This is a genomic window from Rhizobium alarense (assembly GCF_021555155.1).
Taxonomy (GTDB): domain Bacteria; phylum Pseudomonadota; class Alphaproteobacteria; order Rhizobiales; family Rhizobiaceae; genus Rhizobium_D; species Rhizobium_D alarense.
In genome coordinates this window covers 29,151-43,930 of sequence record NZ_JAKGBU010000020.1, presented here as the reverse complement: position 1 = coordinate 43,930, position 14,780 = coordinate 29,151, and the positions used below count along the sequence as shown (strand labels likewise).

The window sequence follows — 14,780 nt, the reverse complement described above, 5'->3', positions numbered from 1 at the left end:
CTATCTTGAGACAGTTTTTCCTGGCATCCATTCTCGCCGGCGCCATGGCGCTGCCGGCGCTTGCCGCCGACTACACGATCATCGCGCCTGCAGGCCCCGGCGGCGGCTGGGACCAGACGGCCCGTTCGCTGCAGACCGTGCTGCAGGACGAGGGCATTTCCGGCAGCGTGCAGGTGGTCAACGTCCCGGGTGCCGGCGGCACGATCGGCCTTGCCCAGTTCACCAGCCAGAATTCCGGCAATCCCAACGCGCTCATCGTCGGCGGCTATGTCATGGTCGGCGCGATCCTCACCAACAAGTCGCCGGTGACGCTCGACGACGTCACGCCGATCGCGCGCCTGACCGGCGAATATGAAGCGATCGTCGTGCCGGCCGAGTCGCCGATCAAGGACATGGCCGGTCTCATCGAGGCACTGAAGGCCGATCCGGGCGCTGTCTCCTGGGCGGGCGGCTCGGCAGGCGGTACCGACCATATTGCAGCCGGCCTGATCGCCAAGGCGGCCGGTGTCGACCCGACGAAGATCAACTACGTCGCGTTCTCGGGCGGCGGCGAGGCGCTGGCCGCCATCCTCGGCAACCAGGTGACCGCCGGCATTTCCGGCTACGGCGAGTTCGAGGCGCAGGTGAAGGCCGGCACGCTCCGCCTCATCGCGATTTCGAGCGCCGAGCGGATCGACGGCGTCGACGCCCCGACCATCAAGGAAAGCGGCCTCGACGTCGTCGTCGAGAACTGGCGGATGATCGCGGCGGCACCGGGCATCACGGACGAGCAGAAGGCGCAGATCAACGCCGACATCGAGAAGCTCGCGAATTCCGACGCCTGGAAAGCGGTCCTGAAGACGAAGGGCTGGCAGAACACCTATCTCGCCGGTGACGCGTTCAAGGAGCAGCTCGCCAAGGACGTCGCCTCGACCCAGGCCATTCTCAAGGAAATCGGACTCGTCCAATGAGCGAGGTCACCCCTCATGCCGACAAGCGCCGCCCCGACAGGGCGGCGCTCATCATCGCCCCGGTACTCTTCGTGCTCGCCGCCGTGATCTGGTGGGATGCCTCGCGCCTCTCGGCGATGAGCAACTATGCCCGGATCGGTCCGGCCACCGTGCCGCACGCCGTTGCCATCGGCCTCGCGCTGCTGGCCGTCTGGACCGCGTTCGAAGCCTGGCGCAGCGACTTTCCGGAGCGCGAACCGATCGAGGTGAGCCCGGTCGTCTTCATCGTCGCCGGCCTTGCGGGGCAGATGCTGCTCCTGAAGACGGCGGGCTTCTCGATCGCCACCGGCGTGCTCTTTGCCCTGACCGCCTTCGGTTTCGGCAAGCGCAAGCTCTGGATATCGCTGCCGCTCGGCATTGCCTTCAGCTTCGCCGTCTGGATCATCTTCGGCCGCCTGCTGCAGCTTTCGCTGCCTGCCGGGCCGCTCGAGCACCTGTTCTTCTGAGGGCGTGACCGATGGGAACCTTTGACTTCCTGCTGCAGGGGCTTGCCATCGCGGCGCAGCCGATCAACCTGCTCTACGCGCTGATCGGCGTGACGCTCGGGACCGCCGTCGGCGTCCTTCCGGGCATCGGCCCGGCGCTCACCGTGGCGCTTCTCCTGCCCGTCACGTACAAGCTCGACCCGGCCGGGTCGCTCATCATGTTCGCCGGCATCTATTACGGCGGCATGTATGGCGGTTCGACCACGTCCATCCTGCTCAACACGCCGGGCGAGAGCGCCTCGGTCGTCACCGCGCTCGAGGGCAACAAGATGGCGCGCGCCGGACGCGGCGGCCCGGCCCTCGCCACGGCGGCGATCGGCTCCTTCGTCGCCGGCCTCATCGCCACGCTCTGTCTCGCCTTCATCGCGCCCTTCGTCGTGAAATTCGCGCTCTCCTTCGGCCCGCGCGAATATTTCGCCCTGATGGTGCTCGCCTTCGTCACCGTTTCGGCGGCCTTCGGCGATTCGACGCTGCGCGGGCTGACGGCGCTTTTCGTCGGCCTCGCGCTCGCCGTCATCGGCATCGACCAGCAGACCGGCCAGGCGCGGCTGTCCTTCGGCATTCCGGATCTTCTCGACGGCATCGAGGTGACGACGCTCGCCGTCGCCATGTTCGCGATCGGCGAGACGCTCTATGTGGCCTCGCAGGGCGACCGCGTGCCCGACAAGGTGGAGGCCGTCAAGGGGTCCGTCTGGATGAGCGCCGAGGACTGGGCGCGCTCGTGGAAGCCTTGGCTGCGCGGCACCTTCATCGGCTTCCCGATCGGCGCGATGCCGGCCGGCGGCGCCGACATCGCGAGCTTCCTGTCCTATTCGACGGAGAAGCAGTTCTCCAAACATGCCGACGAGTTCGGCAAGGGTGCCATCGAGGGCGTGGCGGGTCCGGAGGCCGCGAACAACGCGTCGGCCGCCGGCACGCTGGTGCCGCTGCTGTCGCTCGGCCTGCCGACGACCGCGACGGCGGCGATCATGCTCGCCGGTTTCCAGCAATACGGATTGCAGCCCGGCCCGCTGCTCTTCGCGACGAACCCGCAGCTCGTCTGGGGCCTGATCGCCAGCCTGCTCATCGCCAATTTCATGCTGCTGGTGCTGAACCTGCCGCTGATCGGGCTCTGGGTGAAGCTGCTGACTATACCGAAGCCGTGGCTCTATGCCGGTATCCTGCTCTTCGCGACGCTCGGCACGATCGGCGCCAATCCGTCGGTCTTCGAGCTCGGCATGCTGCTCGTCTTCGGCCTGCTCGGCTTTGCCATGCGCATCTTCGGCTATCCGATCGCGCCGGTCGTCGTCGGGCTCATCCTCGGTCCGATGGCGGAGCAGCAGCTGCGCCGTGCGCTTGCCATCAGCCAGGGCGACGTCACCGCGCTCTTCCTGTCGCCGATCGCGGCGGTGCTCTTCGCGCTTGCCGTCATCGCCGTCGTCGTGCCGCTCATTCTCCGGGCGCGGGGCCGCGGCGAGGTGCTTTCACAGTTCGCCGCAAACGAAGACTGAGGTCCTCCCGAGACTCCTGTGAAAGCACGGCAGGCCGGAAACGGACGTTTCCGGCCTGCACCATTTGCATGGCTGGGCTGAATTTCCGTCCCTTGTTCTTCGGTCCCGCAAGCCTCATCTTCCTGCTTGTAAGCTAAACAAGAAAGCGAGCAAGCAAATGTCCACCCTCCGCAATTCCTTCAGCCAGGGTTTCCTCGGCCGGGCCTTCGCCGTACTGAGCGCTGCAAATGCAGCCGCCGCGGCTGTCGAAGGCCGTCGCCGCCCGAAGGATCGCGACCTGAAGACCCTCGGCATCGATCCGGCAGACTTCCCGCGCGTCTAACGACGCCGGCGCACGGTGGCCCCGGATCGGGGCACGTGCAGACGAAGCACGCTGTCGCAGGCAAGAATTCAAAAAAATAAGGCCCGCTGGTCGCAAGACCGACGGGCCTTCTGTCTTTTCATGCTGCCTTTGCCGGTCCGGCGGCGGACGCCCGGCCGCCGCACGGCAGCCGGGCAATGCCGTCAGACGTTCTCCGCCACGCGTTCCGGCTCATGGAGCGGCGCGTTTTCCAGTTCCTTGCGGTTGTAGCGGATCGAGGACCACAACGAGATGCCGATCAGCCCCGCACCGCCGAGACCGGTGACGACTTCCGGAATATGCACGAGCGTCTGGCAGTACATGATGACCGAAAGGATCAGGATGGCGTAGAAGGCGCCGTGCTCAAGGTAGCGGTATTCGGCGAGCGTGCCCTTGTCGACGAGCATGATCGTCATCGAGCGCACATACATGGCGCCGATGCCGAGGCCGATCGCGATGACGAAGAGGTTCTGCGTCAGGGCGAAGGCGCCGATGACGCCGTCGAAGGAAAAGCTGGCGTCGAGCACTTCGAGATAGATGAAGGCGCCGAGGCCGCCCTTCGCCGCAGCGCTCATCGACTGTTCCGAGGCGTCGAGCAGGCCGCCGATCACCTCGACCGCCAGGAAGGTCAGCAGGCCGTAGATCGCCGAATAGACGAAGGCGTCGGCTTCCGCGCCCTCGAGCAGGTTCGAGAAGAGCAGGATCAGGGCAAGGACGAAGGCGATTTCGACGCCCTTGATCGTGGCGAAGCGCGCCATGTGCTTCTCGAGGACGACGATCCAGTGCACGTCCTTCTCGTGATTGAAGAAGTAGGTGAGGCCGACCATCATCAGGAAGGTGCCGCCAAAGGCGGCGATCGGCAGATGCGCCTCGTTCATGATGCGCGCATATTCACCCGGTTCCCGCGCCGCGAGGATGATCGCCTCGATCGGGCCGATGTTCGCCGCGATGACGACGATCAGCAACGGGAAGACGATGCGCATGCCGAAGACGGCGATGACGATGCCCCAGGTCAGGAAGCGGTGCTGCCAGACCGGCGTCATGTCCTTGAGCTTGTTGGCGTTGACGATGGCGTTGTCAAAGGAGAGCGAGATCTCCAGCACCGCAAGCACGGCGCAGATGAAGAACACCGTCGCGGTTCCCGACAGCGTTCCGGTCGATTGCCAGCCGAGCCAGGCGCCGAGCACCAGGCCGGCGATCGTGACGATATAGGCCCATTTGAAATAGCTGTTTGCGGGCTTTGCTGCGGGGCTGCTCATGGGCGCACCGCCTTGCCGCCGCGGGCGATCCGGAGAGGGGAGGCAGGGCGAAAGCGCGTGCCGCAAAGGGCATGCGGGTCAGGCATGGTCAGGATTGTCATGTTTTTCGAATCCGCCGGCTCAATCTGCTGGCGGTACCGACATCACGAGAGCGCCGTAAACTCTCGCCAGAGGGGCCCGGCACCAAAGTTCATCCGCGGCGCGCGATGTCCAGGGGCCGCGGAATCCCGACGTTGTCACCGATGTTCGGACGTTCGTCAAGTGCCTCGTCCGCCGCCGGCGCGTCTCAATCGATTTAGACGGCCGACCGGAAATTTCCGTGGCGGTCGCGAAGGCCGTACACATCCCGTGGCGCCGTGCCTATATAGTCGGACCATCGCGATTTGCAGCACAGGAAGAACCCATGACAGCCAGCCTGCCGATTGATCCCGCCCTCGTCGAATGGACCGGCCTCAACGGCCTGCCGCGCTTCGACCTGGTCAAGGACGACGCGTTCGCCGCCGCCTTCGACGCCGCTCTTGCGGCGCACGAGGCGGAGATCGAGTCGATCGCGAACAATCCGGAGGCGCCGACGTTCGAGAACACGGTCACGGCGCTCGAAATCGCCGGCGACGAACTCTCGCGCGTCTCGGCGCTGTTCTGGAGCCGGGCGGGGGCGAACACCAACGACACGATCCAGGCGCTCGAGCGCGCGATCGCGCCGAAGATGTCACGGCACTATTCGAAGATCGGCACCAATCCGACGCTTTTCGCCAGGGTCGATGCCCTCTGGGAGGGGCGTGCGGCACTGTCGCTCTCGCTCGAGCAGACGCGCGTGCTGGAGCGGCACTGGAAGGGCTTCGTGAAATCCGGCGCCAAGCTGGAAAAGCCGGAGCAGGAGCGGCTTGCGGCGATCAACGAAACGCTCGCGGGCCTCGGCGCGAGATTCGGCCAGAACGTGCTCGCCGACGAGAAGGCCTGGTCGCTGATGCTGGACGAAGGCGAGGCGCTGGCCGGCCTGCCGGATTTCCTGCGCGACGCCATGGCGGCCGCAGCGCGCGAGCGCGGGCAGGAGGGCAGGTTCGCGGTGACGCTGTCGCGCTCGATCATCGAGCCCTTCCTGGCGTTTTCCGAGAACCGGGACCTTCGCGAACAGGCCTTCCGCGCCTGGGTCGCGCGCGGCGAGACCGAGGGTGAGACCGACAATCGGCAGATCGTCAAGGAGACGCTGGCGCTGCGCGCCGAGAAGGCGAAGCTGCTCGGCTACGACAATTTCGCGGCCCTGAAGCTCGACAACACGATGGCGAAGACGCCCGGGGCCGTGAACGGCCTGCTGATGCAGGTCTGGGAAAAGGCGGTCGCGCGGGCGCGCGAGGAGGAGCAGGAGCTTGCGGCGCTCGTCGCGAGCGAGCGCCGCAACCATGACGTCATGCCCTGGGACTGGCGGCACTATGCCGAAAAGCTGCGGGCGCGGACGTTCAATTTCTCGGAAGCCGAGCTCAAGCCCTATCTGCAGCTCGAAAAGATCATCGACGCCTGCTTCGACGTGGCCGGGCGGCTGTTCGGCATCCGGGCGATCGAGAAGACGGGCCTGCCGGTCTACCATCCCGACGTGCGCGTCTTCGAGATCCGCGACCGCGACGACCGGCTGGTCGCCATGTTCCTCGGCGATTATTTCGCCCGGTCCTCCAAGCGGTCCGGCGCCTGGATGAGCTCCTACCAGAGCCAGCACCGGCTGCCGCTGAAGAACGGCACGGTCGGCGAGATCCCGATCATCTACAACATCTGCAACTTCGCGAAGCCCGCGCAAGGCAAGCCGGCGCTGCTGTCGCTCGACGATGCCCGCACGCTCTTCCACGAGTTCGGCCATGCGCTGCACGGCATGCTGTCGGACGTCACCTATCCCTCGGTGTCGGGAACGGGCGTGTCGCGCGATTTCGTGGAACTGCCCTCGCAGCTCTACGAGCACTGGCTGACCGTCCCGGAAATCCTGACGCGCTACGCGGTGCACTACGAGACCGGCGCGCCGATGCCGCAGGCGCTGCTCGACAAGGTACTCGCGGCGCGGACTTTCAATTCCGGCTTCGCGACGGTGGAGTTCACCGCGTCGGCCCTGGTCGACATGGCCTTCCACACCCGCGACGCCGTCGAGGATCCGATGGCGGTGCAGGCGGAGGTGCTGGCGGACATCGGCTTGCCGGCGTCGATCGTCATGCGCCACGCGACGCCGCATTTCCAGCATGTGTTCTCCGGCGACGGCTATTCGGCGGGTTACTATTCCTACATGTGGTCGGAAGTGCTCGACGCCGATGCCTTCGCCGCCTTCACCGAAACGGGCGACGCCTTCGATCCCGGCATGGCCGCCCGGCTCAAGACCTATATCTATTCCGTCGGCGGTTCCGTTGATCCGGAGGAGGCCTACAAGGCGTTCCGGGGCAAGATGCCGTCGCCGGAGGCGATGCTCGTCAAGAAGGGTCTTGCCGCCTGAGTCACGGTCGCGGCCGACGCAGGCTTGTCATCGAGGCGCGCTAAGCATGCCGGAGGGTTCCGCTCGCGGGCCCCTTTCGCAATTGCGTAAAACAATGTATGAGCGCGCCAAACACAAGCGGCGCCCCTCCCGAAATCCACGCGCCCCGAACCTCAGAGATCAGACATGTCCATTCGCAACATCGCGATTATCGCGCACGTCGACCATGGCAAGACCACGCTCGTCGACGAACTTTTGAAGCAGTCCGGCTCGTTCCGCGAGAACCAGCGCGTCGCCGAGCGCGTGATGGACTCCAACGACCTCGAGAAGGAACGCGGCATCACCATCCTCGCCAAGGCGACCTCGGTCGAGTGGAAAGGCAACCGCATCAACATCGTCGATACGCCCGGCCACGCCGACTTCGGCGGCGAGGTGGAGCGCATCCTCTCGATGGTGGACGGCGCGATCGTGCTCGTCGACTCGTCCGAAGGCCCGATGCCGCAGACCAAGTTCGTCGTCGGCAAGGCGCTCAAGGTCGGCCTGAAGCCGATCGTCGCGATCAACAAGATCGACCGCCCGGACGGCCGCCACGAGGAAGTGCTGAACGAGGTGTTCGACCTCTTCGCCAATCTCGACGCCACCGACGAGCAGCTCGACTTCCCGATCCTCTACGGCTCCGGCCGCAACGGCTGGATGAACGTCAACCCGGAAGGTCCGCAGGACGAAGGCATGGCGCCGCTGCTCGATCTCGTGCTGAAGCACGTGCCGGAGCCGACGGTTGCCGAAGGCCCGTTCCGCATGATCGGCACGATCCTCGAAGCCAACCCCTTCCTCGGCCGCATCATCACCGGCCGCATCCATTCCGGCTCGATCAAGCCGAACCAGTCGGTCAAGGTCATCGGCCAGGACGGCAAGCTGATCGAGAACGGGCGCATCTCCAAGATCCTCGCCTTCCGCGGCATCGAACGCACGGCGATCGAGGAGGCCCACGCGGGTGACATCGTCGCCATCGCCGGCCTCACCAAGGGCACGGTCGCCGACACGTTCTGCGATCCCTCGGTCACCGAAGCCATGAAGGCGCAGCCGATCGACCCGCCGACCGTCACCATGTCCTTCATCGTGAACGACAGCCCGCTCGCCGGCACCGAAGGCGACAAGGTGACGAGCCGCGTCATCCGCGACCGTCTGTTCAAGGAAGCCGAGGGCAACGTTGCGCTGAAGATCGAGGAATCGGGCGACAAGGATTCGTTCTTCGTCTCCGGCCGCGGCGAATTGCAGCTTGCCGTTCTGATCGAGACCATGCGCCGCGAAGGCTTCGAGCTTGCCGTGTCGCGTCCGCGCGTCGTGATGCACAAGGACGAGGCGACCGGCCAGATGCTCGAGCCGATCGAGGAAGTCGTCATCGACGTCGACGAGGAGCATTCCGGCGTCGTCGTTCAGAAGATGTCCGAACGCAAGGCCGAGATGGTCGAGCTCCGCCCGTCCGGCGGCAACCGCGTCCGCCTCGTCTTCTTCGCACCGACCCGCGGTCTCATCGGCTACCAGTCGGAACTCCTGACCGACACGCGGGGCACGGCGATCATGAACCGCCTGTTCCACGACTACCAGCCCTACAAGGGCGAGATCGGCGGCCGGGTCAACGGCGTGCTGCTCTCCAACGAATCCGGCGAAGCCGTTGCCTATGCGCTCTTCAACCTGGAAGACCGCGGCCCGATGGTGATCGATGCCGGCGAGAAGGTCTATGCCGGCATGATCGTCGGCATCCACACGCGCGACAACGACCTCGAGGTGAACGTGCTCAAGGGCAAGAAGCTCACCAACATCCGCGCCGCCGGCAAGGACGAAGCCGTGCGCCTGACGCCGCCGATCAAGATGACGCTCGAACGTGCGCTGTCCTGGATCCAGGACGACGAGCTCGTGGAAGTGACGCCGAAATCGATCCGTCTGCGCAAGCTCTACCTCGATCCGAACGACCGCAAGCGATTCGAGAAGCAGCGCTCGGCCGGCGCCGCCTGACCACGCACAACACCGATATTTTCCGTCAAAGCCCCGGCCGAATTCGACCGGGGCTTTTTCGTGTGTGCCGCCGCGATACGGCTTGTCGCAAAAGTTAAAAAAGCGTTAACTGGTCCTGACTTCGCGGCAAACTTGCCTGTGGGCAAGCCGAATCGCCGGTTCGGCCGGGATTCTCGCGGAGTCGGTGCCGGGTTAGAGTCATTTCGATGAAAACACTATCGATCGACGTGCGGCGGGCCGAGCCGCAGGACGCCAGGGCGATCTCCGAGACGCATCGGATGTCGTGGTTGCACGCCTATGGCGGCATCATTCCGCACAAGCCGCTGATCCGCATGGTGGACCGGCGCGGCGAGACCTGGTGGCGCAAGGCGACCCGCGGGCCGGCAACCCTGCTCGTGCTCGATGTCGCCGGAACCATAGCCGGCTATGCGACGCTCGGCCTCAACCGTGCCCGCGTCCTGCCGCAGGAAGGCGAGATCTACGAGATCTATCTCCGGCCGGAATATCAGGGGCTCGGCCTCGGACGCATGCTTTTCGGCGAAGGCCGGCGGCTCTTGAAGTCGCTCGGCTGCGAGGGGCTGATCTGCTGGTGCCTCGAGGACAGCGAGATGGCCGACCGGTTCTTCCGCTCCGCGGGCGGCATCGACGTCGCCGAGGGCATGGAGGATTTCGGCGAGAAGGAGCTGAAGAAGATCGGCTTCGTTTGGTCCTGACGCCGTCGCGGCGCGCAATATGGCCCTATTCCACCGCCTGCGGCAGCGTGCGCGACGGTTCGCCGGCGAGGGAACCACGATATCCGTGCCACTGGGGCTCGTTCAGGCCGCAAGCGAAGTCGCGGGCATCGCTGTCCGCCACCTGCCGCGCCAGCGCGTTGGCCTCCTTGTTCGCCAGGGCATCGACATAGCCGACCACGCAGCTCGCCGGATTCGCCGCGGTCGCGACGGTGGAGACGACGAGCACCTGGCCGTAGCGCGTGTCCGTGTCGCTCGTGGTTTCCGGATCGGAGACGAACCAGCGCACGATGGTCGCGACGGGGGTGCCATCCGCTGCGAGCCGCCATTCGATCCGCGGGTTGATGTGGTTGAACGGCCCGAACGTCTCGAAGGCCTCCTCGAGCCAGGGCTTGCCGATCGGCCCGTAGGCCTGGCTCTGCCGGAGGTCGCCTTCCTTGAAATAGACCGGAAGGTCGCCGTAGCCGGGGCATTTCATGCTGACGCTCGGGCCTTCGTCGCTCTCCGAGAGCGTCTCGCAGCGTTCGAGCTGGCGGTCGGTATAGACGCTGCCGTTGGCGGCGGCAGCCCCGGTGCCGGCGGCGGCCAGAAGGAGGGCGGCAGGTATCGTCAGTCGCATGGTCATCTCCCGTATCCCTTTTCGACGGCGGAGCGGGGCGATCTATTCGCGCGGGCTGCCGTGATCGCCTGCAGCGAAAGTCATGTTGCGTCGCAGCGCGTTTGGCATTACGAAGCGGCGGATTTCACCGCTCCAGGGAGAACCCATGCGTATCGATGCAGTTTCCATCGGCAAGAACCCGCCGAACGACGTCAATGTCATCGTCGAGGTGCCGGTCGGCGGCCATCCGATCAAGTACGAGATGGACAAGGATGCCGGCACGCTCGTCGTTGACCGCTTCCTCTATACCCCGATGACCTATCCGGGCAACTACGGCTTCGTCCCGCATACGCTCTCCGAGGACGGCGACCCGATCGACGTGCTGATCGCCTCGACGCGGCCGCTGGTGCCGGGCTGCGTGATCAACGTGCGTCCGATCGGCGTGCTCATGATGGAAGACAATTCCGGCAAGGACGAGAAGATCATCGCCGTTCCGTCGCCGCACCTGACCCTTCGCTACGAGAAGGTGCACGACTACAACGACCTGCCCGAGATCACGCTGAAGCAGATCGAGCATTTCTTTGAGCACTACAAGGATCTGGAGCCCGGCAAGTGGGTGAAGATCTACGGCTGGCGGGATGCCGCGACGGCGCGCCAGCTGATCGTGGACGCGGTGGAGCGCGCCAAGGCGTCGAAATAAGGCTCAGGCCTGCCCGAGCTTGTGCAGAATGTCCTCCGGGTCGCCCTCGATCCGGAGGATTTTCTTTCGCTGGGTATCGCCGCTGACGAGAGAGACCGCGCTCTTCGCGACACCGGCGGTCCTGGCGAGGAGTTCGGCGAGCGCGCGGTTGGCAAGCCCCTTTTCCGGCACGGCGCGCACGCGAACCTTCAGATGCATCGCGCCGCTTGCGTCCTGCCCGACACCGTCGATCCGGTCGTCGCCACCCTTCGGCGTCAGCCGGACGCTAAGGAGGACATGGTCCTCTCCGCGGGTGAAGGCGGCCTCCTGTCCCACGGCCGTCAGAGCCCGGCGGGCATCTGGATCAGCACGTAGAAGAGAACCTGCTGCAGGGCGAAGATGATGACCAACACGACGATCGGGGATAGATCGACGCCGCCGAAATTGGGAAGGAAACGGCGGATCGGCCGATACATCGGCTCGGTGAGCTGGTAAAGCGACCGGCCGATCGTCGCGATGAACTGGTTGTTGGAATTCACCACGTTGAATGCATAGAGCCAGGAAAATATGGCCGACGCTATCACAATGAACCAGGCGATATTCAATATGAAATTGAGAATGTTGAATATGACGACGTTCATAGGGTGCTCCATGGTTCCTGAGGCTGACATTTAGACACTGACGGGCCGTGCAGCAAGAGCGCGCCGCGGGATGGGGAGCCATCCCGTCATTTTGCTTCTCAAATGGTGAAAATCCGGACTTTCAAGCTTCCCGGAATATTGCCTTGAGGAAGGACGCCATCCAGCGGCGCAGCGCCGCGTCATAAACGAGCCGTCCGTCGAGATGCGCCCGGCCGATCTGGGCACCGGGCAGTTCGAAGCGGTGGGCGCCGCGCACGACCCAGCGGTGCATCATGGCGAGCGTCAGTTCGCCGTGGAACTGGATGCCCCAGGCATTGGCGCCGTAGCGGAAGGCCTGGTTCTCGTAGTGCTCGCCGGTCGCCAGCAGTTCGGCGCCGTCCGGCAGCGTGAAGCCCTCGCGATGGAACTGGTAGACCATGTCCGGCCAGTCCATCAGCGCGGCGCCCTGCCGGGTGGCGTTCAGCGGATACCAGCCGATCTCCGTCAGCCCGTCGACATGCGGGCCGACCAGTCCGCCGAGGTGACGCACCAGCATCTGGGCGCCGAGACAGATGCCGAGGAAGGGCCGGTCTTCCGCAAGCGGCACGGAGAGCCAGTCGATCTCGCGGCGGACATAGTCCTCCTCGTCGTTGGCGCTCATCGGACCGCCGAACACGACCGCGCCGGCATGGTCGCCGAGCGACCGCGGCAGGGGATCGCCGAGCACCGGACGGCGGATGTCGAGCGGGAAACCCATCATCTGCAGGAGTTGCCCGACGCGGCCGGGGCTCGACGTCTCCTGATGCAGCACGATCAGGATGGGGCGCTTGCGCGCCGTCGTTGCGGGGATCTGGAGCATGGCGTCAGGCGTCCTGGTTCTCCTCGCTCCCCCCGGTTTCGGCCATCCTCCCCGCCACTTCCTGGCGTTTCATGATGCGTTCGCGTCCGGAGACGCCGAGCAGGTCGGCGATCCGCCAGATCGCATGGTCCTCCATCTCGCTGCGCTCGCCGTCCGCATAGACGATCTCCCAGAGCAGCCCGACGAGATCGACCTTCTGCTCCTCGGTGAGCTGGCGCTTGAGTCCGGAGGTGAAGCGGAAGAAATCGATCGCCTCGCTTTCAGCGTCCGTTCCCGCAGCGATCAGCGCTTCGAGCTCCGAAGCCTCGAGATCATAATGTTCCTTGACGTGCTTGCGCAAGGCGGCGCGCTCCACATCGAGAACCTGGCCGTCGGCTTCCATCACCTGGATGCACAAGGCGATGACGGAAACACGCGGATCGTCGGCCGCAAAGGCCGGCTTGTGCTCGCCGGAAAGACCCGCGAGAAACTGCTGCAAACGTTCGAACATCCAAGCCCCTGGTCAACCCTCTCAGAACAATCGGAAACCGGTCGTGCCGTCCTTCCGGCTTTCGTCTTTCACGCCGGGGTCGTCGGGCAGTCCGCCGAAGAAGGGCTTGACGTCCTCGTCCGCCCCGTCCTCCTCGACCTTTGCCGCAACCTTCGGCGGAACCTTCTCTTCCGCCTTTCGTTCGACCGCCGGTTTGGCCGTGTCGCCCACCACGGGGAGGGCGACAGCGTCGGCCGCCGGTTCCTCCGCCTGCGCGTCCACGACGATCGGCTGCGGCTCCGGCCCGGCTTCCGCGACCGTCGCCTCGGGTGTCGCGGCCGCTGTCGGAACGGCGACGGGCGGCAGGGTGCGGAGGGCCTCCTCCGCGCGGGCGAGCGCGCCCTCCTCGGTCGGGCCCGCGAGCTCGTTCACCGGCATTCTCCATTCGAAGGCATCGAGCCTGCCCGTGACGGGCGAGACCGGGCGCCATTCGGTGGAGACGATGCCGTCGGCGGTCCAGGCCGGATCGCGCGGCGCCTTCAGCGCCTGGTTCATCCAGTGGCGGATGCGGCCCTGGTCGCCGGTCTCGGCATCCTCGATGTCGGCGAGCAGCAGGAAGACGCCCTCGCGCGGGCCGAGCCGCGCTGCCGCCTCGGCCTTCGACCGGGCGACGTCGAATTCGCGCGCCTCGAGCGCGGCTTCCGCGACGGCGAGCAGCGACTCGGGGTTGTTCGGGCGCAGGGCCTCCAGCTTGCGGGCACGCTTCAGCCGATCCGTCGCCGAATCGCCGCTGCGCGCCCGGACATAGAGCTTCGCCACCTCCGGATGCGGTCCGCTCTTCCAGAGCTTTTCCAGGATCGAGGCCGCCTTGCGCAGATTGTCCTCGCGCAGATAGGCCTGCGCCGCGATGAGGCCGGCCGGCACGAGGTCGCCGGAGAGCTTCAGAGCGGCGAGCGCATCGTCGCGCGCGCCCTTCGGATTGCCGTCGAGCCGGTCGGCGGCGCGTGCTGTCAGAAGCACCGCCTTCTTGCGGTCCAGGTCCTTGCGTTCGCCGGGCAGTGCCGTCTTCTTCTGGTCGACGAGACGGATCGCCTCGTCCCACTGGCTGGCCTGCGAACGGGCTTCCAGCGTCGCCTCCGCCGCCCAGGGCAGGTTCGGCGCCTTTTCGGCGGCGCGCTCGGCATATTGGCGGGCCGCCTCGTTCGCGCCGAGGCGGCGGGCCTCGAGATAGAGGCCGCGCAGGCCGAGCTCGCGGGTCTCCGGATCGTCCGCCATCAGCTCGAAGCGCTGTCGCGCCTCGTCGTGGCGCCCCTCGATCAGTGCCACCTGGGCGTCGAGAAGATGGATGAGCGGCTCCTGATCGGCGCTGAGCAGTCCCTTGGTGCGGGCATGCATCCTGCGGGCGAGCGCCGCGTCGCCGGCGCCGGCGGCGATCAGGCCGGTCGACAACGCCTGGTAGCCCCTGTCGCGCTTGCGGGCGCGGAAGTAGCGCTGCACCGCCTGCGGCGAGGTCAGCACGACGCGGACCAGCCACCAGCCGAACATCACGATCGCGACGAGCGACACGACGAGGGTGGCGGCGACCATCAGGCTCATCTCGACGCGCTGGCCCTGCCAGATCAGCGAGAGCTCGCCCGGCCGGTCGGCGAGCCAGGCGAAACCGGCGCCGAGGGCCAGGACGAGGAGGGCGAAAACGAGAATGCGGATCATGGACGGTTCCTCAGCCCTGGTTTGCGGCGGGGGCCATCGCACCCGAGACGAGCGAGCCGACCAGCGTCTCGACGGCGATCCGCCGGTCG

General features: G+C 65.9%; 15 protein-coding genes. 8 read left to right on the top strand and 7 right to left on the bottom strand.

The genetic code is table 11. From position 1 onward, the window contains the following. Window positions 1-5: 5 nt before the first annotated feature. The 4 genes from LXM94_RS08615 to LXM94_RS08600 all read left to right on the top strand — a co-directional run bounded on the left by LXM94_RS08615 (window position 6) and on the right by LXM94_RS08600 (window position 3,286). Complete coding sequence (locus LXM94_RS08615; RefSeq protein ID WP_235770774.1) at window positions 6-950, top strand: Bug family tripartite tricarboxylate transporter substrate binding protein; 945 nt, start codon at window positions 6-8, stop codon at window positions 948-950. Beyond that, the gene (locus LXM94_RS08610; RefSeq protein ID WP_235770773.1) at window positions 947-1,435 is read left to right on the top strand and encodes a tripartite tricarboxylate transporter TctB family protein; all 489 of its coding nucleotides are present in this window, start codon (window positions 947-949) and stop codon (window positions 1,433-1,435) included. The genes LXM94_RS08615 and LXM94_RS08610 overlap by 4 nt, the downstream gene beginning before the upstream one ends. A gap of 11 nt (window positions 1,436-1,446) precedes the next feature. Next, window positions 1,447-2,964, top strand: a complete 1,518-nt coding sequence (locus LXM94_RS08605; protein ID WP_235770772.1) for a tripartite tricarboxylate transporter permease — start codon at window positions 1,447-1,449, stop codon at window positions 2,962-2,964. Window positions 2,965-3,121: 157 nt separating this feature from the next. Beyond that, window positions 3,122-3,286, top strand: a complete 165-nt coding sequence (locus LXM94_RS08600; protein ID WP_235770771.1) for a hypothetical protein — start codon at window positions 3,122-3,124, stop codon at window positions 3,284-3,286. A gap of 182 nt (window positions 3,287-3,468) precedes the next feature. Here the strand turns inward: LXM94_RS08600 and LXM94_RS08595 are convergent, their stop codons facing one another. Continuing rightward, on the bottom strand, window positions 3,469-4,563 hold the full coding sequence (locus LXM94_RS08595; protein WP_235770770.1) for a DUF475 domain-containing protein: 1,095 nt from the start codon (window positions 4,561-4,563) through the stop codon (window positions 3,469-3,471). Between the two features lie 403 nt (window positions 4,564-4,966). Between LXM94_RS08595 and LXM94_RS08590 the strand changes: the two genes are divergently transcribed. From LXM94_RS08590 to LXM94_RS08580, 3 genes are all read left to right on the top strand, one after another. Beyond that, window positions 4,967-7,030: a M3 family metallopeptidase gene (locus LXM94_RS08590; RefSeq protein ID WP_235770769.1), complete on the top strand. Its 2,064-nt coding sequence runs from the start codon at window positions 4,967-4,969 to the stop codon at window positions 7,028-7,030. 165 nt (window positions 7,031-7,195) lie between these two features. Beyond that, a complete protein-coding gene (gene typA / locus LXM94_RS08585; protein WP_235770768.1) occupies window positions 7,196-9,025 on the top strand; it encodes a translational GTPase TypA in 1,830 nt (609 codons plus the stop codon). Between the two features lie 206 nt (window positions 9,026-9,231). Further along, a complete protein-coding gene (locus tag LXM94_RS08580) occupies window positions 9,232-9,738 on the top strand; it encodes a GNAT family N-acetyltransferase (RefSeq protein ID WP_235770767.1) in 507 nt (168 codons plus the stop codon). Between the two features lie 25 nt (window positions 9,739-9,763). Here the strand turns inward: LXM94_RS08580 and LXM94_RS08575 are convergent, their stop codons facing one another. Next, window positions 9,764-10,375, bottom strand: coding sequence for a hypothetical protein (locus tag LXM94_RS08575; protein WP_235770765.1), 612 nt, complete (start codon window positions 10,373-10,375; stop codon window positions 9,764-9,766). 145 nt (window positions 10,376-10,520) lie between these two features. Between LXM94_RS08575 and ppa the strand changes: the two genes are divergently transcribed. Further along, window positions 10,521-11,054, top strand: a complete 534-nt coding sequence (ppa, locus tag LXM94_RS08570; protein WP_235770764.1) for an inorganic diphosphatase — start codon at window positions 10,521-10,523, stop codon at window positions 11,052-11,054. 3 nt (window positions 11,055-11,057) lie between these two features. On the opposite strand, the gene LXM94_RS08565 is transcribed toward ppa, so the two are convergent. The 5 genes from LXM94_RS08565 to LXM94_RS08545 form a co-directional block, all read right to left on the bottom strand. Next, a complete protein-coding gene (locus LXM94_RS08565; protein WP_235770762.1) occupies window positions 11,058-11,369 on the bottom strand; it encodes a DUF167 family protein in 312 nt (103 codons plus the stop codon). Between the two features lie 5 nt (window positions 11,370-11,374). Then, the gene (locus LXM94_RS08560) at window positions 11,375-11,674 is read right to left on the bottom strand and encodes a YggT family protein (protein WP_408015605.1); all 300 of its coding nucleotides are present in this window, start codon (window positions 11,672-11,674) and stop codon (window positions 11,375-11,377) included. A gap of 121 nt (window positions 11,675-11,795) precedes the next feature. Then, window positions 11,796-12,512 carry a glutamine amidotransferase gene (locus LXM94_RS08555; protein WP_235770758.1) on the bottom strand — a complete coding sequence of 239 codons (717 nt, stop codon included), beginning with the start codon at window positions 12,510-12,512 and terminating at the stop codon, window positions 11,796-11,798. Window positions 12,513-12,516: 4 nt separating this feature from the next. Beyond that, window positions 12,517-13,002, bottom strand: a complete 486-nt coding sequence (locus tag LXM94_RS08550) for a tellurite resistance TerB family protein (RefSeq protein WP_235770757.1) — start codon at window positions 13,000-13,002, stop codon at window positions 12,517-12,519. Between the two features lie 21 nt (window positions 13,003-13,023). Next, on the bottom strand, window positions 13,024-14,691 hold the full coding sequence (locus tag LXM94_RS08545; protein ID WP_235770756.1) for a heme biosynthesis protein HemY: 1,668 nt from the start codon (window positions 14,689-14,691) through the stop codon (window positions 13,024-13,026). Window positions 14,692-14,780 lie beyond the last annotated feature (89 nt).